The following is a 23356-nucleotide window of genomic DNA, read 5'->3' as shown; positions in this document are numbered from 1 at the left end:
CCTCACAAACGCTTCAAAACAAAGCTGCCAACCACAACGTTATCGCTACGGTTCAACTGACCTTGCTCAACATTAAACTTCTCTGCCAATTTCACACGAGCCTGCTCAAAAGGTTGGAAGTCTGAACTACGAGCCTGAATACGTACTTCGCCACGTTGTCCGTCGTATTTAAAGCTAGTGATCTCCAAGTCGCTGACCTGACCAAGCGTCGCGGGTAATGCCGCCAACCATGACAACATTGCCTGCTGACCACTTCCACCAGATAAGCGGCGCTCTTCATCATCCATTTGTCGTTTGAGGTAACTAACGGTAGGAATGCGTCGTTTATTTGGGAACACCTGGCGGAAAATACGCTCACTCTCCTCACGATACGCTTGAGCTTGTGCTTCGTACTTATGGACCACGAGCAACTGCTGCGCAACCATAACGACGATAAGCATCCCCGCAGCAATGGTGGCTTTTTGCCAGAGCTTCCAGTATTTACCCCAAGAAGATTTCGGCTTGAAGCTCCCAGTCAGCAAATTGACTTTGCTTTCTGTCACCCCCTTCGCCAGTAAAGCCATCGTCATTTCTTCTGGTTGCGGATCCCATATTTCAGGTAACGCAGATTCCGGGACCGAGCTATAGCAATCGAGCTTCCAACCTTCATGATTTTGTAGATAAGAAGAGAGGTAAAGGTCTAACCAAGAAGCGTCGACAACCGCGCCCTCTGTCGCAGAGTGACGAATTAGCCATTGCTCGCCAATCATTGCAGCACTGCTGTGATCTCCACGAACCGGTAACGCAAGCACATCGGGTAAAATGCGTTTAATGGCGATACCTTGGCTTGAGAAACGTTGCAGTACAGTCTGAATCCAAGCACGTTCAACTGCGCAAATCTGCGCTTTATCCGCTTGTTTACCCAACACGCTAAAGTGCAGGCCATCAACGTCCTGAGCAACTTCGTCTTCCACTAAGTACGGTAACATAGCCTCGAATTGGCGTGTTGCACCAGGTGGTATATCCACTTGCGTCAGGACTACATCATTACTCGCCAGCAGCGCCACAACTTGGCGCTGACCAGCATATGAGACCAACTCATCTAAGTGTTCCCATCCGGCGATTTCACCGCTAGCAATCACTTCCTGTTGATCTGTCGACCACACCACCCAAGGAATGGTACTTTGTTGTTCGCTACTCAGCCGAACGGTCAGAAACTCGCTCACTGATCCCTCCAAAACGACGGCGAACTACGGTCACCGTTTCTCTATTTGTACTTTGTAAAAGGCTTCGGATACGTACACGTGATTCATCCACCAACACTTGTGCATCCAATTCAAAAAAGGCGCTATCCACACCCAAATAGCCTTTGGCGTTTTTCTTTACATCTTCACTTAAGCCAGCCATTTCTGACTCTGCTAAAAATTCATCAATGCTATCCCACCCATCAAATGGGCGTTTTTCAATTAGCTGAATCGCATCACTACTGCTTAAGTTTGGTGAGAACATTGCCACCAAAATCGGAGTTTGCTCAACATCAATCGTATTCACGTTTAAACGCCAGTCATCACTTGGTAATGCACAGACCAGCGGCTCCAATTTTTGGAAAATTTCACCACTCACCTGATAGACAGCCCGTAACTCGGAAGCATCTGCCATCCAACCATTTGATGCTAAATAGGAAGGCTTCATCGCTTCATATGTGCTGTCTTCAACCCCAGTAGTCGAACGGACAGAGTCGTCAGCATCAATGTATTCCCAAGTAGAGTCTGCAATGATTTCTGCTTGATATGGCTCGACATCCAGCTCTTCTAATAGGCGCTGCAATACATTCACTAAATATGGTCTTGTAATTTGCTGACCCGTTGGTTGCACACGACTCAATACATTTAGATTAAAGCACGCTTGCTTGTCTCTAATTCGTCCCGCCGCTTGACCATAATCTAACGGATAGACTTGCTCTTTTATCGCCCACGGTTGACTCATATTAATCGTGTCGGTGTCTTTATAACTTTGTTCGATACCCACTTTTGCTAGCGCCTCGACGCCAAGGCTGTACCAGTACGCTTGCTGATAATTGATTTGATTAGCGCCTCGCTGAAACTGCAAGAACAAACGTTCCGACATGCTGGCGGCAACCGTCGCCATAATCGCCAGCAACATCAACACTATAATCAAAGCAACACCGCGCTGACGGTTAACCATTATTGCTGTCTCCTGAACTTTCCTCTTTCTGACTCAATGTGCCATCAGGAGTGAGATAAGTGCGGGCAATTTCTCCATAGTCTTTGAGAGTGAGAACAACAGAAACCGCTTTCGGCAGCGCTTTTTCTTCAGCCCACTCTTTTTTCCATTGCTTACCATCATAAAAACGCATATCAAATGACTCGACCTGCGTTAGCAATGGAGTAACAGTGCCTTGTTGCCCAACCGGCGTATCAGGGTAGCGCCACCATACTCGCTGCAGTGTTTCTTCTTTTAAGCGATAGCCAACCTTGGTTACTTCTCCACGAGGGAACTGTTGCTGAGGGTTGTGCCAACCTAAACGGGCAAACATCAGCCCTTTAGTATCGGAGTCCAACAGGTAATCGGACCAAAAAATTAGCCGGCTAGCAGGCTCTTCACCATTAGTACGTGTTTGACGCATCGCCATTTGACGAAAATCGTTATCCATCATAACCATGGCACGCTGAATTTCGTTTAAGCGTTGGGTTCGTTCTTGTGATAGCGCATTGCTACGCTGTACTTGCGATACCACTTGGTACGCAGCGACACTTAAACTGGCAAAGATGGCAATCGATACCAACACTTCAATAAGTGTAAAACCTTTTACCCTTTGGCGCGTATTTGCGCGGGGATTATTATTGCGCCACATAGCTTCGTACCGTTACTACAGGGCTCGCGCTTTTCTCTACCGAGACGCTCACATCAAATGCTTTCAGCAATGGCTGCGTCGTGGCGACTGGCGTGACTTTCCAGAACCAAGTGCGTCCTGCCAGCTCTTCTGTGCCGTTTTTCGCTTTGAGTTCTCCGGTATTCAACATCACATTTGCCATCTGATTATCCACAACCATGGCTGCAAACATTTTTTCTTCTAAATAACTGATTGTATTAATATGCTGGCTCACGGAGCGAATGACACTGATGGCAGCGGTGGCGAAAATTGCCAGTGCGACCAATACTTCCAGTAAGGTCATGCCTCTCGTCCGGCGATGACTCAAATTTGGGCGAGCTTGCTTAAAATTGCGCATTCTCATCCTCTTTCACTTCTTCGCCCGGAGCTAATAACAAAATTTGTCCACTTTCTTTGCCAATAACTCGCCAACCGTCATTAAAGGCATCACCATTTTGCGGAAAAAAAGACAGGGTAAATGGCGTGACTTCGGCGCTGGAAAATATAAACACTTGCGGTGGCTCAATTTTCTTTTCGTCCTCTTCTTCTGCGAACATGTCTTCATCAAAAAGAGAACCTGGTTTGAATAAGCGCTCATCATTATCCCAAGCACCACCTCCGAGCTCGAGTTGTAGCGTAATATCTTCTTCTAGCTTGGTTTTGCTCGGAATCTGCTTTAATTTCAGAGGCTGCCAACCTTCTGAGGTTAAACTCAGTAGAGCGTAGGTCGATTTGGCATCATCCACTCGAACACCAAAATCTTTACCGCTCAGCACCGCTTCTTCATTGAGCAGCTGTAAACGCTGAAAAAAGCTTTGAGCATACTGTTTGGAAAGATCTTTTTGGCTAGTCGGTAACGTCGAGATCACGGCCACAGCCGTAAGAGATAGCAAAACCAGCACCAATAGAATTTCTATCAATGTAAAACCGTTATGTTTTCGCATTTGTTTCATTAGTGCTGGCTTAGGCTCAATTATTGGAAGTCTTGCATGTTCCAGTTGCCAATATCTGCAGCTGGACCTTCTCCACCCTCTTGGCCATCTGCGCCTAGAGTGAAGATATCGATTGTACCGTTATCACCTGGGCTTAAGTATTGGTACTGGTTGCCCCAAGGGTCATTAGGAAGACGTTTGATGTAACCACCATCACGGTAGTTGCGTGGCTCTGGGTTAGATGGCTTGCTAACCAATGCTTCTAGACCTTGGTCCGTTGTTGGGTAAACGCTGTTGTCCAACTTGTACATATCTAAGGCATTTTCCAACGCGACAATGTCCGTAATCGCTTTTTGTTGGTCTGCCTTCTCTTTGTTACCCAATAGGTTTGGAACAACAAAACTTGCCAAAATACCCAGGATAACTACAACAACCATCACTTCTAAAAGTGTAAAACCCTGTTGTTTACTACGCTTAAACTTCATTTTTTTCTCCGAAAGTTAGATTAAAGCCATGCCGTTAGTAGACACGTCTTAATTCGAAATTATCCGCTCATCAAGTTATTCATTTCTAGCATTGGCATCAAGGTCGCCATCACAATGAACAACACTAATCCAGCCATTAATGCAATCAGCGCAGGAGTAAACACACCCAGAGCAATATTGACTGTTGATTCAAAGTTTTGATCTTGGTTATCGGCTGCCCGCGTCAACATGCTCTCTAATTCACCACTTTGCTCACCACTGGCGATCATGTGTAGCATCATTGGTGGAAACAAGCGGGTTTGGTCCAACGCCTTACGCAGACTAGCGCCCTCTCGAACGTTATCCGCTGCAAGCAACACTTGCTGCTTCACATAACGGTTAGACATAACATCTACCGCAACGCGCATACCCTCTAGAATTGGAATCGCACTGGAAGTACAGATCGAAAGCGTTCGTGCGAATCGTGCGGTATTCAAACCTCGAGAGATCTTACCTATTAGCGGTAAGCTCAAGATTTTTCTGTCCCAAGCTAAGCGAAAGTCTGGCTTTTGCAACGCCAGTTTGAGGCCATAGAAAAGCACCACCAGCACAACGAAAATAATCAGCCCCCAATCTTGCACAAACTCACTGGCTGCCAGTAAAAATTGCGTCGATTGAGGTAACTCTTGGCCCATCTGAATGATGGGTTCAATGATTTTAGGAACCACTGTCGCCAATAAGAACGAAACGATGACAACCGCGAATACCACCAAAACTACAGGATAAATCATGGCTTGAAGCAATTTAGATCGCATCTTTTGGCGGTTTTCGACATAGTCTGCCAAACGCTCTAATACGGTATCGAGGTGACCTGATTTTTCACCCGCCGCAACCATGGAGCGGTACAGTTCATCAAACACGTGTGGGTAATCGGCAAAACTGTCGGCAAGCGGATAACCCTCTGTTACTTTCGAGCGAACCGCAGCCAACATAGAACGAATCCTCGGCTTTTCAGCCTGCTCAGAGACCGCACGCAAACACTCTTCCAAAGGCATTCCTGATTGGACTAGCGTAGACAATTGCCGTGTGATGAGTGCCAGCTCAGATGTTGAGATACCGCGCTTAAAGCTGACTGAACCTGAAGACTTAGCCGATTTAGCTTTCGTCTCGACCACTTCAATCGGGATCATCCCTTGCTCTTTGAGTCGCTGGCGCACTTGTCGGGCGTTGTCCCCTTCTATCGTGCCTTTTTTATGCTTGCCTTTTGCATCTAGCGCTTTGTACTCAAATGCCGCCATTAGGTTTCCTTCGTCACTCGCATCACTTCTTCAAGTGACGTAATACCACGACGTACTTTGCTTAAACCATCACTGCGAATACTTGGCGTATGGGCGCGAACGGCTCTCTCAATTTCTTGTTCACCAGACTCTCGATGAATCAACTCTTGCACTTGCTCATCAACCATAATGAGCTCGTGGATACCTGTTCGACCTCGGTAGCCTTTTTGGTTGCACGCTTCACAGCCTTTTGCTCGGTGCAGTTCTAACGGTTCATGCGCTTCCATACCAAACAGTTTTTTCTGTTCCGCATCGGCTTCATACGGCTCTTTACAGCTTGGACAAAGCGTTCGAACTAAGCGCTGCGCTAGCACCCCTAATAACGAAGAAGAAATAAGGAATGGCTCAATACCCATATCACGTAGACGCGTAATCGCACCCACTGCGGTGTTGGTGTGGAGAGTAGACATTACCAAGTGACCCGTTAAGGACGCTTGCACTGCAATTTGTGCGGTTTCTAAGTCACGGATCTCACCGACCATCACCACATCCGGGTCCTGACGCAGAATGGCACGCAAGCCGCGCGCAAACGTCATGTCGACCTTTGGGTTCACCTGAGTTTGACCGATGCCATCAATATCAAATTCGATCGGGTCTTCAACCGTTAGAATGTTGCGTTCGTTGCTATTGATCTCTTGCAAGCCAGCGTACAAGGTGGTGGATTTACCAGAACCTGTCGGGCCCGTCACCAAGATGATACCGTGAGGGCGGCCAATCAAGTGACGGAAGTTGTCATGCACTGAAGGTGTCATGCCCAAACTATGTAAATCAAGACGAGTCGCGTTTTTATCCAACAAACGCATTACCACGCGCTCACCATGTGAGGACGGCATCGTAGATACACGCACGTCCACCGCACGACCACCGATACGCAACGAAATACGGCCATCTTGAGGCACACGCTTTTCTGCGATATCTAGTTTAGCCATAACCTTCACACGAGAAACTAGCAAAGGCGCTAGCTTACGGCTTGGAGTCAGGACTTCACGCAATACGCCATCGACACGGAAACGAATCGAAAGGGTTTTCTCGAACGTCTCAATATGAATATCCGACGCACCTTCTTTGATCGCTTCGCCCAACATGGCGTTGATCAATTTGATGATTGGCGCATCGTCTTCCGATTCTAATAAGTCTTCATCGTGCGGCAGTTCTTCAGCCAAAGAGAAGAAATCATCGCTATCAGCACCAATATCTTCCATCAACTGACGCGCTTCAGACGAGTCGCGTTGATATGCTTCGGTCAGCTTTTTATCAAAGGCTTCTTTATCGATAGGTTGCGGTACGAAGCTTTTCTTTAATACACGACGGACTTCAACCAGAGCCGCAGGGTTAAGCGGCTCGACATAGTAAAGAATAGGTGGACGCTCAGGATGCTCTGTCTCCAGCACCAGTTTAAAGCGGTTGGCAAAACTGAATGGCAGACGACGCATACTTGGCGCTGTGTCTAACATATCAACCATTAGTTGTTTTCCATTTGATCAATAAACGCTTGAATCTCTGTTGGGTGCTGACGCTCCTGGCCAAAGGCTGGCATAACCGGGATCTTCTCGTCTGCCATCAACTTCAACCCTTGATCCGCTTTATAAAGCTGTTCTGCGCGAATAAAGTTGTATTTACGCTGCGTAATACCGTCAGCCGTCACACCATCGCGAATAATCGTCGGCTTGATGAACACCATCAAGTTACGTTTTTCTGTTTGCGTGCTAGTTGACTTGAACAGGTGACCCAGTACCGGAATGTCACCCAATAGCGGCACTTTAGACTCACTTTCAAGTGCGCGTTCATCGACCAAACCACCAAGAACCAACATCTGACCATCTTGGATCATGACAGAGGTGTTTAACTGTCGTTTAGCAAAGCGAACGTCAACCGCACCGTTCGCGCCTAATACGTTGGAAACTTCTTGTTCAATGTTTAACTGTACAGAGTCACCTTCGTTAATTTGTGGCACTACTTTGAGTTTGATACCGACTTCTTTACGGTCAACCGTTTGGAATGGGTTGTCGTTGTTTGAGCCAGCCGTAGAGCCCGTAATAACCGGAACCTCTTCACCCACAATAAATGATGCTTCGCCATTATCCATTACAGTGATACTTGGAGAAGATAGAATGTTTGAGTTGGAGTCAGAAGCAACAGCACTAATTAGCGCTGTCCAGTCACCCATGACAATACTCATTGCCGCACCATTTACTCCGCTAAGTGCTGACGCTAGCGTAGAGTAGTCACCTGATTCAGTAACATCATATGGCGTTCGTTCGCCATTAGAGTTGGTATAGTATTCAGTTCGGGTTTGATCTTTTGCTTCTTCTAGACCAACCATCACCTGACCAATCGGGGCTCCTGAGTTACCGTACTGAATTACAGCACCCGTTTCTAATGAACCCCACTGAACACCTAGGTTAATACCATCACCTTCAGACATTTCGACAATTAACGCTTCAATAAGAACCTGAGCACGACGAATATCGAGTTGAGAAATGACGTCTTGTAATGCCATCATAATATCTGGTGGCGCTGTTAAAACTAACGAGTTAGTTGCAGCGTGAGCAGCAATGACGACCTCACCACGCGATGCGCCTGATGTTTTCTGACCGGCTTGCTTTTCAGCTTGCAGGTTATCGGAAACACCTTTCAATACATCCACCAAGTCTTCAGCTTTCGCATTTTTCAGGTACACAACTCGGTTGTTACCTTTTGTCGCCATTTCAACATCAAGTTGGCGAATCAAACGTTTCAAGCGGGCTCTTACTTTTGGATCACCAGAAATTAAAATCGCGTTAGTACGTTCATCGGCCACAATTTTAGGTTCAAGGAACTCTGGCGTGCTTTTCTGATTCGCACTTTTATTCAGTGCTTCGACAATGCGTACCATTTCAGCAGCAGATGCATTACGCAGCTCCACCAATTCAATTTCTTTATCGCCGGCTTGGTCAACACGCTTGATGATCTCTGCTAAGCGATTCACTACTGCCGCACGACCAGTAATCAAGATAATATTCGCTGGATCATAATGAACCACGTTACCGGCACCGGCGTTATCAATCAGCTGACGAAGTAGAGGAGACAACTCACGGACCGACACATTACGCACCGCGACAACTCGAGTGATAACACTATCGCCTTGCGCGCTGCCATCACCTAACACAGGGATTGCTGAGGTTTTTGAGTCTTTTGCTTTGATAACCTTAAGTACCCCATTGTCCATCTCTACGACTGCGTAACCGTATACTTCAAGGACATTAAGGAAAAAGCTGTAATATTGCTCTTCGTTAAGTACGTCATAGCTGCGGACATCGATCTTACCGCGTACTGAAGGATCAACAATGATGGTCTTTTCGAGGTTACGACCCACAATGTTGATGAATTCTTGAATATCAGTGCCTTTAAAGCTCGCACTAAATTCGTTTGCCATTGCACCTGGTACGCAGAGTAAACTTCCTGCTAGTAGCCAAGCACTTTTGCTGAACCAATGTTTCACGTATGTCTCCCTGAACTTACGCCGGTTGCCTAAGTCTTACAATTGGATATAGATATCGTACTGTTGGCCGTCTCGCTCAACAGTTAAATTTAATTCTTGCGGATCGCTCATCACTTGCATCAGTTGTACTGAAGAAGACGGATCACTTAAATCGATCCCGTTCAGTTGAACCGCAATATCACCGGGTTGTAGCCCTACATCATTAAATAATGCGGCATCACGACCAGGTGATACTCGATAACCAACAATGTCTCCGTCTTTTTTGACGGGTGAAATGGTGATGTATTTAAAAACGCTTTGTGGATCTTTCGCAATTTCCTCGCGGATTTGCTCTAATTTCTCTCCAACGTCAGACGTCGCTGCTTCTGCTCGCTGAGCTTGCGCCCTAGCTACCTGCGGCGATTCAGATAGCTTCTTATATTCTATACCTTGCATCATTAAGGTCTCGTCTCGACCTTGGTTATCAATGATGACGCGATCCACCAATACCGCTTTTAGCGTCGCACGTGTCCCTTCGATTTCTTCACCCAAACCGTACGTAGCTTGCTTACCTCGGTTAGCAATAACAGCAAGGCTGGTATTGGCATCACTGCTGGCAACCGCACCGACTAGCGTGAGGTTAAGGCGCGTCTTAGGGGCGTCTTTAACAATGGGCTGTTCTACAACTGCCGCTTTTTGCTCAGTGAATTTACCGAATAGGTTGGCATTCTGAAGGGCATTAAAATCTATCGCGTCGCCTTTATTACTCGCAGTAACGCTACTCGCCGATGGACGCCATTGCGGCACTTCCGACGATTGAGGTATGGCTAACCACACAATTTTGCCAAGTATCCATCCGGTTATCGCAATAAACAGACAGGTAAGCAACAAGCTAAGTTTGGCTTGAATGGTATAATGATTGGACTTGATCTGAGCCAGTAGCGGTCTGCTTGATAATCCTGCACTTAGCTCTAAACGTTTCACTGAATGGATTCCTTTATTCTAACGTCCGTCATTTAAGCTATAACGATAGCTATCGACTTTAAATTGCTAAATTTGCAATAAAATTATTACTCAACAAAGAGCAGTGAACTATATCACAAGTTGTCTTTCATACCTTTTTCTTATGCAGTTTTTGCCAACTCCCTTGAAAAAAATACGCCTTGACTCCATCTGTAGGTGAATAATCCATCACTCATTGCCGTATTCGGGCAGTGATTAGATAGCGTAGTGTTCTATGAGTTCCCTAAATGAAGCCGTTAGGCTAGATAAATGGCTATGGGCCGCAAGATTTTACAAAACCCGCTCCATCGCGCGTAACATGGTCGATGGCGGTAAAGTCCACTATAATGGCCAACGAAGCAAGCCGAGTAAAATCGTTGAAGTGGGCGCTGAAGTAAGACTTCGTCAAGGCAACGAAGAAAAAATCGTGATCATCGAACAAATCTCAGATCAACGCCGAGGCGCTCCCATCGCACAAACCTTATATCGCGAAACTAATGAAAGTATAGCGAAACGTGAGGAACACGCGACTCAACGTAAGCTTAATGCCCACAACCCAAGTCCGGAACGCCGCCCAGATAAAAAGCAGCGCCGAGACATCATTAAGTTCAAACACCAATAAAAGCCGGAATTACCAACGAGGAAAGCACTCCATGGCAAATAATGTTTTAAACCGCTACCTATTCGAAGATCTTTCAGTACGTGGCGAGTTGGTACAATTAGATGAAGCGTACCAACGTGTTATCTCCAGCAAGGAATATCCGGCAGCAATAGAGAAACTGCTGGGTGAGCTACTCGTTTCAACTACTCTTTTAACTGCCACTCTTAAGTTCGAAGGTTCGATCACCATCCAGCTACAAGGCGACGGTCCTGTGTCTCTTGCCGTTATCAACGGTGACCATAACCAACGTGTTCGTGGCGTAGCTCGCTGGGAAGGCGATATTGCCGATGACGCAAACATTCACGATCTAATGGGTAAGGGCTACCTTGTGATCACTATCGAACCGAAAAACGGCGAGCGTTACCAAGGTGTCGTTGGATTAGAAGGTGACACTTTAGCAGAAGTGCTAGAAGGCTACTTTGCAAACTCAGAGCAGTTAAAAACGCGCCTATGGATCCGCACTGGTGAGCATGAGGGCAAAGCACACGCAGCAGGTATGTTGATTCAAGTGATCCCTGACGGCACTGGCTCTCCAGATGATTTCGAACATCTAGAGCAGCTCACTGATACAGTAAAAGATGAAGAATTGTTTGGTTTAGAAGCGAACGAGTTATTGTATCGACTATATAACCAAGACAAAGTACGTCTGTACGAGCCGCAACCTGTCGAGTTCCATTGTGGCTGTTCTCGTGAGCGTAGCGGTGCCGCAATCATCACCGTTGAGAAAGCTGAAATTTATGACATTTTGGCAGAAGTTGGATCAGTTTCTTTACATTGTGATTACTGTGGCACAACTTATACGTTCGACGAATCTGAAGTCACTGAACTGTATGCACAAGCTTCTACGGACAAGAAAACCCTGCATTAATTTACATAGCTTATCAAGCACGTAATTTACCCTACAAAAGGCCAGCTTAATGCTGGCCTTTTTGTGATCAACCCCTCGTAATAACTAGCCTCAAGCGTAATAAAACAACTGCTTAATTTTAAACAATTAATAATGATTTTGCCCTAGCGCAAAGGATTGCGTGCACGATAGACTATTCCCACCAATATGTGACGGGTTACCTAAAACCTCATTGAAATCATGGGTAAATTTTGAGCTATCTCCCTGTTTTCTCCCCGCCCCGTTGCTAGCATGGTGAGCAGATTAAAATTAAAACATTCTTACAAAATCCCTACAAAATCCTTATAAGGAGCACCTATGACCGTTATGGAACATACTAAGGCTGCAACACTTGATCTAACCAAGCACGGACTGCATAACGTAAAAGAGGTTATTCGCAACCCAAGCTACGAAATGTTGTTTGAGGAAGAAACGCGTGAAGACCTAACCGGTTATGAGCGCGGCGTGGTTACTGAACTAGGTGCGGTTGCCGTTGACACTGGCATCTTTACTGGTCGCTCACCAAAAGATAAATACATCGTCAAAGACGCTACGACAGAAGAACATATGTGGTGGACGTCTGATCAAGTGAAAAATGATAACAAGCCAATCACTCCTGAAGTGTGGGACGAGCTAAAAGAACTGGTCACAAACCAGCTTTCTAACAAACGCTTGTTTGTTGTTGACGGTTACTGTGGTGCAAACCCAGATACACGTTTGAGCATTCGTGTTATCACAGAAGTCGCATGGCAAGCGCACTTCGTTAAAAACATGTTTATTCGCCCGACAGAAGAAGAGTTAGCGACATTTGAACCAGACTTCGTAGTGATGAATGGCGCAAAATGCACTAATCCAAAATGGGAAGAGCAAGGCCTGAACTCAGAAAACTTCACCGTATTTAACCTAACCGAGCGCATGCAACTTATCGGTGGTACTTGGTACGGCGGTGAAATGAAGAAAGGTATGTTCGCCATGATGAACTACTTCCTTCCACTAAAAGACATCGCATCAATGCACTGTAGCGCTAACATGGGCAAAGATGGCGATGTAGCGGTATTCTTCGGTCTATCTGGTACGGGTAAAACGACCCTGTCGACTGATCCTAAACGTGCGCTAATTGGTGATGATGAGCACGGCTGGGATGATGACGGTGTCTTCAACTTCGAAGGTGGTTGTTACGCAAAAACCATCAAACTTTCGAAAGAAGCGGAGCCGGACATCTACAATGCAATTCGTCGTGATGCACTGCTAGAAAACGTAACAGTACGTGGCGATGGCTCTATCGACTTTGATGATGGTTCGAAAACAGAAAACACACGTGTTTCTTACCCTATCTACCATATCGATAATATCGTTAAGCCAGTATCAAAAGGCGGTCACGCGAATAAAGTGATCTTCCTATCAGCCGATGCATTTGGCGTACTGCCTCCAGTATCTAAATTGACACCTGAGCAAACTAAGTACCACTTCCTGTCTGGCTTTACCGCCAAACTAGCGGGAACAGAGCGCGGTATTACTGAGCCAACACCAACTTTCTCTGCTTGTTTCGGCGCGGCGTTCCTAACGCTCCACCCAACAAAATACGCGGAAGTACTGGTAAAACGCATGGAAGCAGCGGGCGCTGAGGCTTACCTAGTGAATACTGGTTGGAACGGCACTGGCAAACGTATCTCTATTCAAGATACACGCGGAATTATTGATGCCATTCTTGATGGTTCGATTGAAGAAGCACCAACTAAGCACATTCCAATCTTCAACCTTGAAGTACCAACGTCACTACCAGGTGTGGATCCTAGCATTCTAGACCCTCGCGACACGTACGTTGACCCACTTCAGTGGGAAAGCAAAGCGAAAGATTTAGCAGCGCGCTTTATCAATAACTTTGATAAGTACACAGACAACGCTGAAGGTAAATCTCTGGTTGCGGCTGGTCCTCAGATTGATTAAATCGAGTAACAGCGACGTCGCGTAAGCTCAGTGAAAAGTTGGCATTAACTTATCACCTTTACGTAGGCCAAGTTACAAAAATTGCTTCAAGCCCCTCTTTTGAGGGGCTTTTTATTGAATACCACAGAATATTGATACAAGCTAAAGCCTATCTAGTTTTATTTAATAACACACGTAGGTTCTAGCAAAGATGAAAACAGCGCGTCGAGTTCTACTTCTGTTACTGGTTATCTTAGTTGCCATTCCGGCCGCTACGATTGCGCTGCTAACAACATCTTACGCGGACGCAACCTGGCGCTTGCTGTCAAACACCTTTTCTCTTCCCTTCCGGGCCGGAAGCGTGCGTTATGACTTTCCCTATCACCTAACTTTACAACGCGTGAACACCAGCGGAGACGATGCGTCTTACATCGAGCAAGTCGATTTATGGATGAATCCCGATGTTTATCGCGATGGTAAATGGATCGTTGATAGTTTATTGATTGATGGTATGAGCTTGCAGTATGGCGCACCAAAGCTCCCAGCTTTAGAGAACGTATTATTCCATCAAATCGCGCTCAAAAATATTGATTACGCCGACGAGCATTTCTCTGCCAATGGCATTGATCTTCAAATTCAATCACCACAATGGAATGGTCAATTAATACCATATGGCGAAGTTCAACTTGCGGCCGACCAACTCTATTGGAATGGCGAAGCCTTTAATCAAGTCTTAGTCGATATAGACTACAAACCGCAAGACAGTACGCTTTATGGCACCTCTTTTAACTGGCGTAACAGTCAAATATCTGGGCAAGGGGAGCAGTATCCTCAAGGTTGGTCTTTAGTAAATGTGACCATCAACAAGCTGAAACTGAGTAATACGCAGCGCCAATCACTGCTTGCAAAACCTTGGCACGATCTACCATTTAACATTAATCATATTAATAGCTTAGATTTGCTTAACGCCGATATTGAATGGGGCGACTGGCACTGGCAGAACTTGGATCTTTCTGTGGAAAACGCCACACTGCCACTGTCTCTCTGGAAGACAAAAGCTCAAGTGTCATTGCAGGCGGATAGCGTTCGATTCCAGCAGCAAACCGCAATAGAGCCACGTTTGAGTGCCGCTATCGAGCCAGGAGTAATCCAGCTCAACGAGCTCAGCTTAGATTGGCAGCAAGGTCGAGTGCAAGTTTCTGGATTGTTCACGCCAACACAATGGAAGCTCAAAGAAGCCTCTATTCAAGGCCTCAAGTGGGCAACACAGCCAGAAGACAACCTAAATTGGTGGCACGCCGCCACCAGCGAGTTAGAGCATGTTGCAATCGAACGACTCGACATTGAGCGCAGCCAAATTATCCAGCTATCTCACGAACCTTATTGGCAACTTTCCGGTTTAAATATCGAAGGGCAACAGCTTGATATTAAACAGTCTGCTCAACGTTGGGGCCTTTGGCAAGGCGAATTGGAAGTCAGCGTTGTCAACGCCAGCTATGACCAAATACTCACGTCTCACGCAGCACTTGCCATGCAAAGCAAAGATGGCTTTTGGCAATTGACTCGCCTTTTTGCGCCACTCGAGCAAGGCTACGTAGAAGGCATCGGACAAATAGATTTGAGTACCCCGAGCCAACCTTGGGCGCTCAACGTCAATGCTGATGGTATTCCCTTATCGCTCTTCCACGATTATTTTTTACCCGACACACTGGCTATTGATGGTTTTTCCGATCTCAGCCTCGATCTACAAGGGTTATCAGGTGATCGCAACATGCTGGCCTACAGCTTATCGGGTGAAGTGGAAGCCAATCTCCGAGATACCCGCTTGAAGTCCCAAGCGGATCATTCGCTCAAAGCCATTACCTTAAGTCCACTGCGTTTAAGCGCGCAACGAGGGGAAGTTGCCATAACGCCGGTCACCATCTCAGGAAAAGCCATAAGTGGTAAGGTTTGGGGAACATTTGATATGGCCAACAACCCGCTAAGTGGCATTACTTATCAATTGGAAGAGTCGTGCGGAAACATTGAAGGCGATCTACTAAGTGGCGAAACCCACCGTAATGAGTGCGTGAACGCATCAAAACTGGCCGAGCCTACTGATATTGAGACTCCACAGAAAAATGAACCTTCCATCGAGCAGCCAATCGTAATTGATAACATCAATTTGGAGACTCAAGAGGAAGAGCTTTACGAAGAAGTTATCGAAGAAGATGAAGTACCCGACACGAATTCCGCAGCAGAACAAACCCTCTCACCGACAGAGCAAGAAGGTGAAACAGATAAGCGCCCAGCAGATCAGTCGGCGCTTACCCCATCAGCAACTGAGTAACTGCGAGTAGTTCGGTATCAGCATATAGGTACCGACAAAATCCACAGCTGGCGTGTCACCACTATAAATCACTACGTGAATAACGATGCGTGCTTTGCGTCCCGACTCCAATCGGTCTAGGTCACCACTGATCCCATCCAACGAAGTACTCGCCACGGGGTTTTGTTCGACTGGTTGACGATAACGAATAGAGCTGTCGGCCAACACAATATCACCGTGCAACCCACGCTCTTTAAGCAGCAGCCACGTCATCCCCCACCCTGTCAAGGTTGCTAAGGTAAAAGCTGACCCGGCGAACATGGTGTTATGCGGATTAAGGTTAGGATTAAGCTGCGCACAGCATTCAAACTGGTAACCCGTGTACTGATTAATTTTGATCCCCATTTTGTCGCTAATTGGGATTTGTTGCTCCCAGCGCTGTTGAAGCTCAGTACACCATTCAGGGCGACGTAACACATTGGCCATCGGATCCAGTTGCTTCACCATTTGCTGATGGCGCACAGGGCCACGCTCATCGGTTAGCTCGCCTCGACGCTCAAAGCCATTTTTTTCATAAAAGGCGATGGCATCTTCACGGGCATTACACACCAAGCGTTTCGCTCCTTCCTGGCGTGCTAACGACTCTAGTGCAACCAAAACCAGCGAACCCATCCCTTTGCTACGGCGATTATTTTTAACCGCCATATAGCGGATCTGGCCATCATTGTCCGGCGTAATGTATAAACGGCCAATCGCCATAGGACGACCTCGACCATCAACAATCATGCGGTGATGACTCATTTCGTCGTATTCATCGCGCTCTGAGCCGATCGGCATACGCCATGGCTCACGAAGCAGTTGCCAGCGAAACTGATAATACTTGTTTATCTGATTATCGGTTTTGGGAGTAATGAGTTTGAACATATCAATCCTTTGAAAGCACAACACTAATCAGTGTCGGAAAAATTACTCCAAGCCAATTCCATGAGCTTGGAGTTAAAGCTTAGACTATGGCGCCTGTGTTACCAGATTAGACCTGCAACCAAAACGTCACAGGACCGTCATTCACCAAGGACACTTTCATATCGGCAGCGAAGCGGCCACGCTGTGTGGGTAAGACTTCTTCACACAAGTCAGAAAAGTAATCATACAAGCGCTCTGCATCAACAGGATGCGCACCGCGAGAAAAGCCAGCTCGCGTGCCTTTTTTTGTATCCGCAGGCAGCGTAAATTGAGAAACCACCAGCACTTTACCTTCCACCTGTTTAACGTTCAGGTTCATCTTGCCTTCGTCATCTTCGAACACACGGTAGGTTGTAACACGCTCCATTAAACGCTTTGCTTTAGCTTCATCGTCGTCCTTCTCTACGCCCAATAAGACCAGCAGACCACGATCAATTTCTCCTACGACTTCACCATCCACACGGACGGCTGCTTCACTGACTCGTTGAATTAGCGCTATCACTACTCTCGCTTCCTTCATCTGTTAACTGAGATTCAGCGGTCGAGTGTATCATGTCTAAATCTTCACTCCAGTGCTCTCGCTCACCAAGCGCAGCCGTAACTTCCGCCCCCAATAACACGATCATCCAGCATAAATACACCCAAACAAATAAGATAGGAATCGCCGCTAACGCGCCGTAGATGAGCTGATAAGACGGAAACTGAGTGATGTAGAGTGCAAAGCCTTTTTTACTCAACTCGAACAGTATCGCGGCGACTGCTGCCCCCATGGCACCATGAGCGAGGTGTACTTTTTTATTCGGCACTAGAATATACAAGCCAAGAAAAGCAAAAAAGGACAGCAACAACGGTAGCCAACGCAGAAATAGATTAAACGCACCAGATAATGTCTCATTCTCTAAAATTTGCAGCGAAGTCACGTACGACGTCGCCGCAATACTCGCACCGACCATGATCGGCCCTAACGTGAGTACCATCCAATACATAGAGAATGAAAAGACTAAACGGCGCTTGTCTTTAACTCGCCAAATGTAGTTTAAGTTCTTATCAATGTTGGAAATCAGCATGACCGCTGCGATGAATAAAAACCCACCGCCAACCGCGCTCATTTTGCCCGTATTCGCCACAAATTCCTGTAATGCCGTATGTACAGCTTCTCCAGAAGCCGGCACAAAATTCTCAATAATGTAGCCTTGCAGCACCTCACCAACGTTCGCAAAAACGGGAAATTTCGACAATATTGATAACAATACCGTCAGCATTGGCACAATAGACAACAAGGTAATGTAGGCAAGATAGCCCGCGTTCACATTCACACGGTCATGCGTTAATCGCTTAAGAAGGTACGTAAAAAACGCGACGCAACTTGGCAGTAGATTGATTAATCTCGCCTTGTAACTCTCTGATAACTGGTTCATAGTTCATCCCATAATTAGCGCCGAGGACATAAGAATGCCTTATTTATTAGCAATTGTACTATCAATTTTCACTTTAACAGGGTGTCAATCTGCTTATTACTCAGCAATGGAGCAGGTTGGGTATCATAAACGAGATATTATGGTCGACCGCGTCGAAGATGCCAAAGAATCTCAACAAGATGCACAAGAAGAATTCACCAGTGCACTTGAAGCCTTATCTGCGATCACCAACTTTGATGGTGGTGAGCTAGAAAATGTCTACAACAACATCAATGACAAATACGAAGATAGCGAAAAAGCGGCTCAAGACGTACGTGACCGTATTGCTGCGATTGAAGACGTATCTGGCGCACTGTTTGATGAGTGGCAAGATGAGCTAGAGCTGTACTCGAGTGCGAAACTGCGTCGTTCAAGCGAGCAAAAGCTACGTGAAACCAAAGCCTCGTACAAAACCATGCTTAGCGCTATGAAGCGTGCAGAGAAAAAGATGACACCGGTACTGGACACGCTACGTGACAACACGTTGTACTTAAAACACAACCTTAACGCCAGTGCGATTGGTTCTTTGCAAGGTGAGTTCTCTAGCTTAGAGAAAGACATTCAGTTTGCGATCAAACAAATGAACGAAGCGATTGCAGAGTCCGATAAATTCCTACAAAAGCTCAATCAAAAGTAAATGATTCAGACCTCCTCCTAGTGAGGAGGTTTTAGTCGGCGACCTTACCGAGTAAACCGATGACTCTTCGAACAAAGCCTACCCTCTCTGGCACAGTTCCCCATGGCACTTCTACCACTTCATAACCCAACTCAGTATAGACACTCACTAACGACTGATGAATCTCCAATGCTTCTTCAAAGCTGTGCGGACGCACTTCATCTTGTACGTAAATGGATGCTTCAGGTCGACAAGTAAACACCTGACTATGGTACCCAGCGCTTTCGGTTAAGAAAGCTTGGTCAACCTTACAGCCGCCCACTTGTAGGTATGCAATGATGTCGGGGATGGCGCGATCAACAAACGCAACATCATGACAACGCGCATCACTCTTTTGTTTGTCCATCAACCCAAGGCATAACTTGGCAAACTCAGGTAAATTCGTCCACGGCAAAATACCATTTTCTAACTGGCTTTGCTGCTCAATCAAGTCGCGAGACCCTTCAGGAAACGTGGCGTAACCACACGCGTCTAGCGCATTCAGCAGTGTTGTTTTTCCCGCACCAGGCCCACCGGTGATAATAATCGGGTTCATATTCAACTCCAGAAAACAAAAAGCCCCGAGCATAACTCGAGGCTTCTTCTTAATTGAATCGCTTAACGAAAATTATTTCGCGCCACGAGAAGCACGCTTACGGTCGCTTTCCGTTAGGAACTTCTTACGGATACGGATACTTTCAGGCGTTACTTCTACTAGCTCGTCGTCATCGATGAATTCTAGTGCTTGCTCAAGAGTCATCTTGATTGGCGGAGTAAGAACCTGTGCGTCATCGGTACCTGATGCACGAACGTTGGTTAGCTGCTTACCTTTCAGTGCGTTTACCGTTAGGTCGTTGTCACGGCTGTGAATACCGATAACCATACCTTCGTAAACTTCAACACCGTGACCGATAAATAGACGACCACGCTCTTGAAGGTTGAACAGTGCGTTAGTTAGCGCTTTACCCATCGCGTTCGCGATTAGTACACCGTTTACACGTTGACCGATGTTACCGCCTTTGTGAGGGCCGTAGTGATCAAACGTATGGTAAAGAAGACCTGAACCTGAAGTCAGTGTCATGAATTCCGTTTGGAAACCGATCAGACCACGTGATGGCATAACGAAGTCCATACGCACACGACCTTTACCGTCTGGAGACATGTCTTTCAGCTCACCTTTACGTAGGCCGATGTTCTCCATGATGCCGCCTTGGTGCTCTTCCATTACGTCGATAGTTACCGTTTCGAACGGTTCCATCAACTGACCATCTTCTTCTTTGATGATTACTTCTGGACGAGATACTGCTAGCTCGAAGCCTTCACGACGCATGTTTTCGATCAGGATAGAAAGGTGAAGTTCACCACGACCTGATACGCGGAATTTATCTGGATCGTCTGTTTGCTCAACGCGTAGTGCAACGTTGTGTACCAGTTCCTTCTCAAGACGCTCAAGGATGTTACGTGACGTTACGAACTTACCTTCTTTACCCGCGAATGGAGACGTGTTTACTTGGAACGTCATTGTTACTGTTGGTTCATCAACAGACAATGGTGGTAATGCTTCTACTGCGTTTTGTGCACAGATAGTGTCAGAAATTTTCAGCTCGCCAAGACCAGTGATTGCGATGATATCACCCGCGTTAGCTTGTTCCACTTCGTGACGCTCTAGGCCAAGGTAGCCCATTACTGTACCCACTTTACCGTTGCGAGTTTTACCGTCAGCACCAATAATGGTTACCTGCTGGTTTGGTTTAACGCTACCACGAGTTACGCGAGCCACGCCGATAACACCAACGTAAGAGCTGTAGTCTAGCTGAGAAACTTGCATCTGTAGTGGACCATCAAGGTCAACATTTGGCGCGTCAACAACATCAACGATAGTTTGGAATAGTGGTTCCATGTTCTCGCCAGTTTCGCCTTCTTCTAGAGAAGCCCAACCGTTAAGTGCAGATGCGTAAACTACTTTAAAGTCTAGCTGGTCATCAGTTGCACCTAGGTTGTCAAATAGATCGAACACTTGGTCCATAACCCAATCAGGACGTGCACCAGGGCGGTCAATCTTGTTGATTACAACGATTGGTTTTAAACCGTGAGCAAATGCTTTTTGTGTTACGAAACGCGTTTGAGGCATTGGACCATCAACTGCGTCAACGATAAGTAGTACAGAGTCTACCATCGACATGATACGCTCAACTTCACCACCGAAGTCCGCGTGTCCCGGAGTATCTACGATGTTGATACGGTAATCGTTCCAGTCGATTGCTGTGTTTTTAGCAAGAATGGTAATACCGCGCTCTTTCTCGATGTCGTTCGAGTCCATGACTCGCTCTTCAGCTTCACCGCGAGACTCAAGCGTGCCTGATTGTTGTAGCAGCTTGTCAACCAACGTGGTTTTACCGTGGTCAACGTGCGCGATGATCGCGATATTTCTTAATTTATCAATCTGTGGAGTAGCCATGGATATTGATTCACTTAGATAGATGAAATGCCCCCACGCTGAGAACGGGTGCTCTCTGGCGACATTTGCTGATTAAAAAAACGGCCATAATGTACCAGATTTTAGCAAAAAGCCTAGAAATATGTGATCTACTCCCGAGCATTTCTGCGATTTTTACGCTTAATGCCCATTTTCTTCCTCAGAACGAATTGATTAAACGCAACTTTATTCTAATCGATGCATAATTCAAATTGACTCTTGCTCAAAAACTGGGCTGAATACGCAATGTACCTGTCACATTATGGTGCAACAATGATTTTTGGCACCATAATAGTGCAAACAAAGATCATTTTGGTGCAAGCAAGTGCACCAAACTAGCATTCAAAAACACAATTGCTTGAAATTAATGGAATATTTTTTTTGGCACGGTTTTGGCTTTAGTTAAAACAGCATCGATTAATGAAAAGTCAAATTGATTAATCAATGCCAGGTTTCATGAATAATTCATAAATCGAGCTTTTACCGCTTATTAACACTGGAGGTTATCCAAGATGTCAGTAGAAAACGTTCTATCGCTGATCCAAGAAAACGAAGTTAAGTTTGTTGACCTACGCTTCACTGATACAAAAGGTAAAGAGCAGCACATTTCGATCCCTGCTCACCAAATCGACGCAGACTTCTTCGAAGAAGGTAAAATGTTCGATGGTTCATCAGTTGCTGGCTGGAAAGGTATCAACGAATCAGACATGGTAATGATGCCTGACGCATCTTCTGCTGTGCTTGACCCATTCACGGAAGACGCAACACTAAATATCCGTTGTGACATCTTAGAGCCTGCAACAATGCAAGGCTACGACCGTGACCCACGCTCTATCGCAAAACGCGCTGAAGACTTCATGCGTTCTACAGGTGTTGCAGATACTGTACTTATCGGTCCTGAGCCAGAATTCTTCCTATTTGATGACGTGAAGTTCTCGACAGACATGTCAGGCTCTTTCTTCAAAATCGACGACGTAGAAGCGGCATGGAACACAGGTTCTGACTACGAAGAAGGTAACAAAGGTCACCGTCCAGGCGTTAAAGGTGGTTACTTCCCAGTAGCTCCAGTAGATTCATCTCAAGACATCCGTTCTGCTATGTGTCTAGTGATGGAAGAAATGGGTCTTGTTGTTGAAGCGCACCACCACGAAGTGGCAACGGCGGGTCAAAACGAAATCGCAACTCGTTTCAACACGCTAACAACCAAAGCTGACGAAATCCAAATCTACAAGTACGTTGTACACAACGTTGCTCACGCGTTTGGTAAAACAGCGACGTTTATGCCTAAACCACTTGTTGGCGACAACGGCAGCGGTATGCACGTTCACCAGTCTCTAGCAAAAGATGGCGTAAACCTATTTGCTGGTGACAAGTACGGCGGTCTATCTGAAATGGCGCTTTACTACATCGGTGGTATCATCAAACACGCTCGTGCAATCAACGCATTCGCTAACCCATCAACAAACTCGTACAAACGTCTTGTACCAGGCTTCGAAGCACCAGTAATGCTAGCTTACTCAGCGCGTAATCGCTCTGCTTCAATCCGTATCCCAGTGGTACCAAGCCCGAAAGCACGTCGTATCGAAGTTCGTTTCGGTGACCCAGCGGCGAACCCATACCTATGTTTCGCAGCAATGCTTATGGCTGGTCTTGACGGTATCAAGAATAAGATCCACCCGGGCGAAGCGATGGATAAAGACCTTTACGATCTTCCAGCTGAAGAAGCAGCAGAAATCCCAACTGTTGCATACTCACTAAAAGACGCGCTAGCAGAGCTAGATGCTGATCGTGAGTTCTTAACAGCGGGCGGCGTATTCTCTGACGACTTCATCGATTCATACATCGACCTTAAGTCTCAGGACGTAGAGCGTGTGAACATGACAACTCACCCTGTTGAGTTCGAACTTTACTACTCTGTGTAAGGTCGACACTGTGTAAAATGTAAACACAGCAATAA

Annotated in this window: 21 protein-coding genes; 6 read left to right on the top strand and 15 right to left on the bottom strand. The window is 46.3% G+C overall.

From position 1 onward, the window contains the following. Positions 1-2: 2 nt before the first annotated feature. The 10 genes from gspL to gspC are packed head-to-tail and all read right to left on the bottom strand — an operon-like array spanning position 3 to position 10049. The gene (gspL, locus tag R7D93_RS17970; protein WP_213867102.1) at positions 3-1205 is read right to left on the bottom strand and encodes a type II secretion system protein GspL; all 1203 of its coding nucleotides are present in this window, start codon (positions 1203-1205) and stop codon (positions 3-5) included. Then, complete coding sequence (gspK, locus tag R7D93_RS17965; RefSeq protein ID WP_005382999.1) at positions 1174-2184, bottom strand: type II secretion system minor pseudopilin GspK; 1011 nt, start codon at positions 2182-2184, stop codon at positions 1174-1176. The genes gspL and gspK overlap by 32 nt, the downstream gene beginning before the upstream one ends. Continuing rightward, entirely contained in the window at positions 2177-2854 is a 678-nt protein-coding gene (gene gspJ, locus R7D93_RS17960) for a type II secretion system minor pseudopilin GspJ (RefSeq protein ID WP_047103742.1), read from the bottom strand. Before gspJ ends, gspK begins: the two co-directional genes overlap by 8 nt. Continuing rightward, complete coding sequence (gene gspI, locus R7D93_RS17955) at positions 2841-3230, bottom strand: type II secretion system minor pseudopilin GspI (protein WP_017635009.1); 390 nt, start codon at positions 3228-3230, stop codon at positions 2841-2843. Before gspI ends, gspJ begins: the two co-directional genes overlap by 14 nt. Continuing rightward, entirely contained in the window at positions 3217-3816 is a 600-nt protein-coding gene (locus tag R7D93_RS17950; RefSeq protein WP_017635010.1) for a prepilin-type N-terminal cleavage/methylation domain-containing protein, read from the bottom strand. Before R7D93_RS17950 ends, gspI begins: the two co-directional genes overlap by 14 nt. 29 nt (positions 3817-3845) lie before the next feature. Next, positions 3846-4289 (bottom strand): type II secretion system major pseudopilin GspG, encoded by a 444-nt coding sequence (gspG, locus tag R7D93_RS17945; protein ID WP_005379298.1) that lies wholly within the window; start codon positions 4287-4289, stop codon positions 3846-3848. A 59-nt stretch (positions 4290-4348) separates the two neighbouring features. Beyond that, on the bottom strand, positions 4349-5566 hold the full coding sequence (gspF, locus tag R7D93_RS17940) for a type II secretion system inner membrane protein GspF (RefSeq protein ID WP_033905910.1): 1218 nt from the start codon (positions 5564-5566) through the stop codon (positions 4349-4351). Then, positions 5566-7068 carry a type II secretion system ATPase GspE gene (gspE, locus tag R7D93_RS17935; protein ID WP_005379296.1) on the bottom strand — a complete coding sequence of 501 codons (1503 nt, stop codon included), beginning with the start codon at positions 7066-7068 and terminating at the stop codon, positions 5566-5568. Before gspE ends, gspF begins: the two co-directional genes overlap by 1 nt. After that, complete coding sequence (gene gspD, locus R7D93_RS17930; RefSeq protein ID WP_005379295.1) at positions 7068-9086, bottom strand: type II secretion system secretin GspD; 2019 nt, start codon at positions 9084-9086, stop codon at positions 7068-7070. The genes gspE and gspD overlap by 1 nt, the downstream gene beginning before the upstream one ends. 36 nt (positions 9087-9122) lie before the next feature. Further along, positions 9123-10049 carry a type II secretion system protein GspC gene (gene gspC, locus R7D93_RS17925; RefSeq protein WP_115385654.1) on the bottom strand — a complete coding sequence of 309 codons (927 nt, stop codon included), beginning with the start codon at positions 10047-10049 and terminating at the stop codon, positions 9123-9125. 253 nt (positions 10050-10302) lie between these two features. On the opposite strand from gspC, the gene hslR reads away from it, so the two are divergent. From hslR to R7D93_RS17905, 4 genes are all read left to right on the top strand, one after another. After that, positions 10303-10689 (top strand): ribosome-associated heat shock protein Hsp15, encoded by a 387-nt coding sequence (hslR, locus tag R7D93_RS17920; RefSeq protein ID WP_005379292.1) that lies wholly within the window; start codon positions 10303-10305, stop codon positions 10687-10689. 31 nt (positions 10690-10720) lie between these two features. Beyond that, positions 10721-11596: an Hsp33 family molecular chaperone HslO gene (gene hslO / locus R7D93_RS17915; protein WP_031780788.1), complete on the top strand. Its 876-nt coding sequence runs from the start codon at positions 10721-10723 to the stop codon at positions 11594-11596. 336 nt (positions 11597-11932) lie between these two features. Continuing rightward, on the top strand, positions 11933-13561 hold the full coding sequence (gene pckA / locus R7D93_RS17910; RefSeq protein ID WP_005379288.1) for a phosphoenolpyruvate carboxykinase (ATP): 1629 nt from the start codon (positions 11933-11935) through the stop codon (positions 13559-13561). A 190-nt stretch (positions 13562-13751) separates the two neighbouring features. Further along, a complete protein-coding gene (locus R7D93_RS17905) occupies positions 13752-15869 on the top strand; it encodes an AsmA family protein (protein ID WP_225496989.1) in 2118 nt (705 codons plus the stop codon). On the opposite strand, the gene R7D93_RS17900 is transcribed toward R7D93_RS17905, so the two are convergent. The 3 genes from R7D93_RS17900 to R7D93_RS17890 all read right to left on the bottom strand — a co-directional run bounded on the left by R7D93_RS17900 (position 15855) and on the right by R7D93_RS17890 (position 18229). After that, complete coding sequence (locus R7D93_RS17900) at positions 15855-16772, bottom strand: bifunctional GNAT family N-acetyltransferase/hotdog fold thioesterase (RefSeq protein ID WP_005379283.1); 918 nt, start codon at positions 16770-16772, stop codon at positions 15855-15857. The genes R7D93_RS17905 and R7D93_RS17900 overlap by 15 nt on opposite strands. 106 nt (positions 16773-16878) lie before the next feature. Beyond that, positions 16879-17313, bottom strand: coding sequence for a D-aminoacyl-tRNA deacylase (gene dtd / locus R7D93_RS17895; protein WP_005379282.1), 435 nt, complete (start codon positions 17311-17313; stop codon positions 16879-16881). Continuing rightward, positions 17285-18229: a virulence factor BrkB family protein gene (locus R7D93_RS17890; protein ID WP_033905908.1), complete on the bottom strand. Its 945-nt coding sequence runs from the start codon at positions 18227-18229 to the stop codon at positions 17285-17287. The genes dtd and R7D93_RS17890 overlap by 29 nt, the downstream gene beginning before the upstream one ends. Before the next feature lie 34 nt (positions 18230-18263). On the opposite strand from R7D93_RS17890, the gene R7D93_RS17885 reads away from it, so the two are divergent. Next, the gene (locus tag R7D93_RS17885) at positions 18264-18905 is read left to right on the top strand and encodes a DUF2959 domain-containing protein (protein WP_005382972.1); all 642 of its coding nucleotides are present in this window, start codon (positions 18264-18266) and stop codon (positions 18903-18905) included. 31 nt (positions 18906-18936) lie between these two features. Here the strand turns inward: R7D93_RS17885 and R7D93_RS17880 are convergent, their stop codons facing one another. After that, positions 18937-19479 carry an AAA family ATPase gene (locus tag R7D93_RS17880; protein WP_065275007.1) on the bottom strand — a complete coding sequence of 181 codons (543 nt, stop codon included), beginning with the start codon at positions 19477-19479 and terminating at the stop codon, positions 18937-18939. Between the two features lie 72 nt (positions 19480-19551). Further along, the gene (gene typA, locus R7D93_RS17875) at positions 19552-21381 is read right to left on the bottom strand and encodes a translational GTPase TypA (RefSeq protein WP_005379276.1); all 1830 of its coding nucleotides are present in this window, start codon (positions 21379-21381) and stop codon (positions 19552-19554) included. A 530-nt stretch (positions 21382-21911) separates the two neighbouring features. Between typA and glnA the strand changes: the two genes are divergently transcribed. Then, positions 21912-23321 (top strand): glutamate--ammonia ligase, encoded by a 1410-nt coding sequence (gene glnA, locus R7D93_RS17870; protein ID WP_005379275.1) that lies wholly within the window; start codon positions 21912-21914, stop codon positions 23319-23321. Positions 23322-23356 lie beyond the last annotated feature (35 nt).

Source organism: Vibrio sp. YT-15, assembly GCF_033337445.1.
In the GTDB taxonomy this organism is placed as follows: domain Bacteria; phylum Pseudomonadota; class Gammaproteobacteria; order Enterobacterales; family Vibrionaceae; genus Vibrio; species Vibrio alginolyticus.
This window is presented reverse-complemented; position numbering and strand designations above follow the sequence as displayed.

Bases quoted from the DNA above. Each gene is read 5' to 3' on its own strand.
- R7D93_RS17900 (WP_005379283.1), bottom strand. From the start codon at position 16,772: ATGTTCAAACTCATTACTCCCAAAACCGATAATCAGATAAACAAGTAT.
- R7D93_RS17905 (WP_225496989.1), top strand. From the start codon at position 13,752: ATGAAAACAGCGCGTCGAGTTCTACTTCTGTTACTGGTTATCTTAGTT.
- gspG (WP_005379298.1), bottom strand. From the start codon at position 4,289: ATGAAGTTTAAGCGTAGTAAACAACAGGGTTTTACACTTTTAGAAGTG.
- typA (WP_005379276.1), bottom strand. From the start codon at position 21,381: ATGGCTACTCCACAGATTGATAAATTAAGAAATATCGCGATCATCGCG.
- R7D93_RS17890 (WP_033905908.1), bottom strand. From the start codon at position 18,229: ATGAACCAGTTATCAGAGAGTTACAAGGCGAGATTAATCAATCTACTG.
- hslO (WP_031780788.1), top strand. From the start codon at position 10,721: ATGGCAAATAATGTTTTAAACCGCTACCTATTCGAAGATCTTTCAGTA.
- gspF (WP_033905910.1), bottom strand. From the start codon at position 5,566: ATGGCGGCATTTGAGTACAAAGCGCTAGATGCAAAAGGCAAGCATAAA.
- glnA (WP_005379275.1), top strand. From the start codon at position 21,912: ATGTCAGTAGAAAACGTTCTATCGCTGATCCAAGAAAACGAAGTTAAG.
- R7D93_RS17885 (WP_005382972.1), top strand. From the start codon at position 18,264: ATGCCTTATTTATTAGCAATTGTACTATCAATTTTCACTTTAACAGGG.
- gspI (WP_017635009.1), bottom strand. From the start codon at position 3,230: ATGCGCAATTTTAAGCAAGCTCGCCCAAATTTGAGTCATCGCCGGACG.
- pckA (WP_005379288.1), top strand. From the start codon at position 11,933: ATGACCGTTATGGAACATACTAAGGCTGCAACACTTGATCTAACCAAG.
- R7D93_RS17880 (WP_065275007.1), bottom strand. From the start codon at position 19,479: ATGAACCCGATTATTATCACCGGTGGGCCTGGTGCGGGAAAAACAACA.
- R7D93_RS17950 (WP_017635010.1), bottom strand. From the start codon at position 3,816: ATGCGAAAACATAACGGTTTTACATTGATAGAAATTCTATTGGTGCTG.
- gspK (WP_005382999.1), bottom strand. From the start codon at position 2,184: ATGGTTAACCGTCAGCGCGGTGTTGCTTTGATTATAGTGTTGATGTTG.
- hslR (WP_005379292.1), top strand. From the start codon at position 10,303: ATGAGTTCCCTAAATGAAGCCGTTAGGCTAGATAAATGGCTATGGGCC.
- gspE (WP_005379296.1), bottom strand. From the start codon at position 7,068: ATGGTTGATATGTTAGACACAGCGCCAAGTATGCGTCGTCTGCCATTC.
- gspJ (WP_047103742.1), bottom strand. From the start codon at position 2,854: ATGTGGCGCAATAATAATCCCCGCGCAAATACGCGCCAAAGGGTAAAA.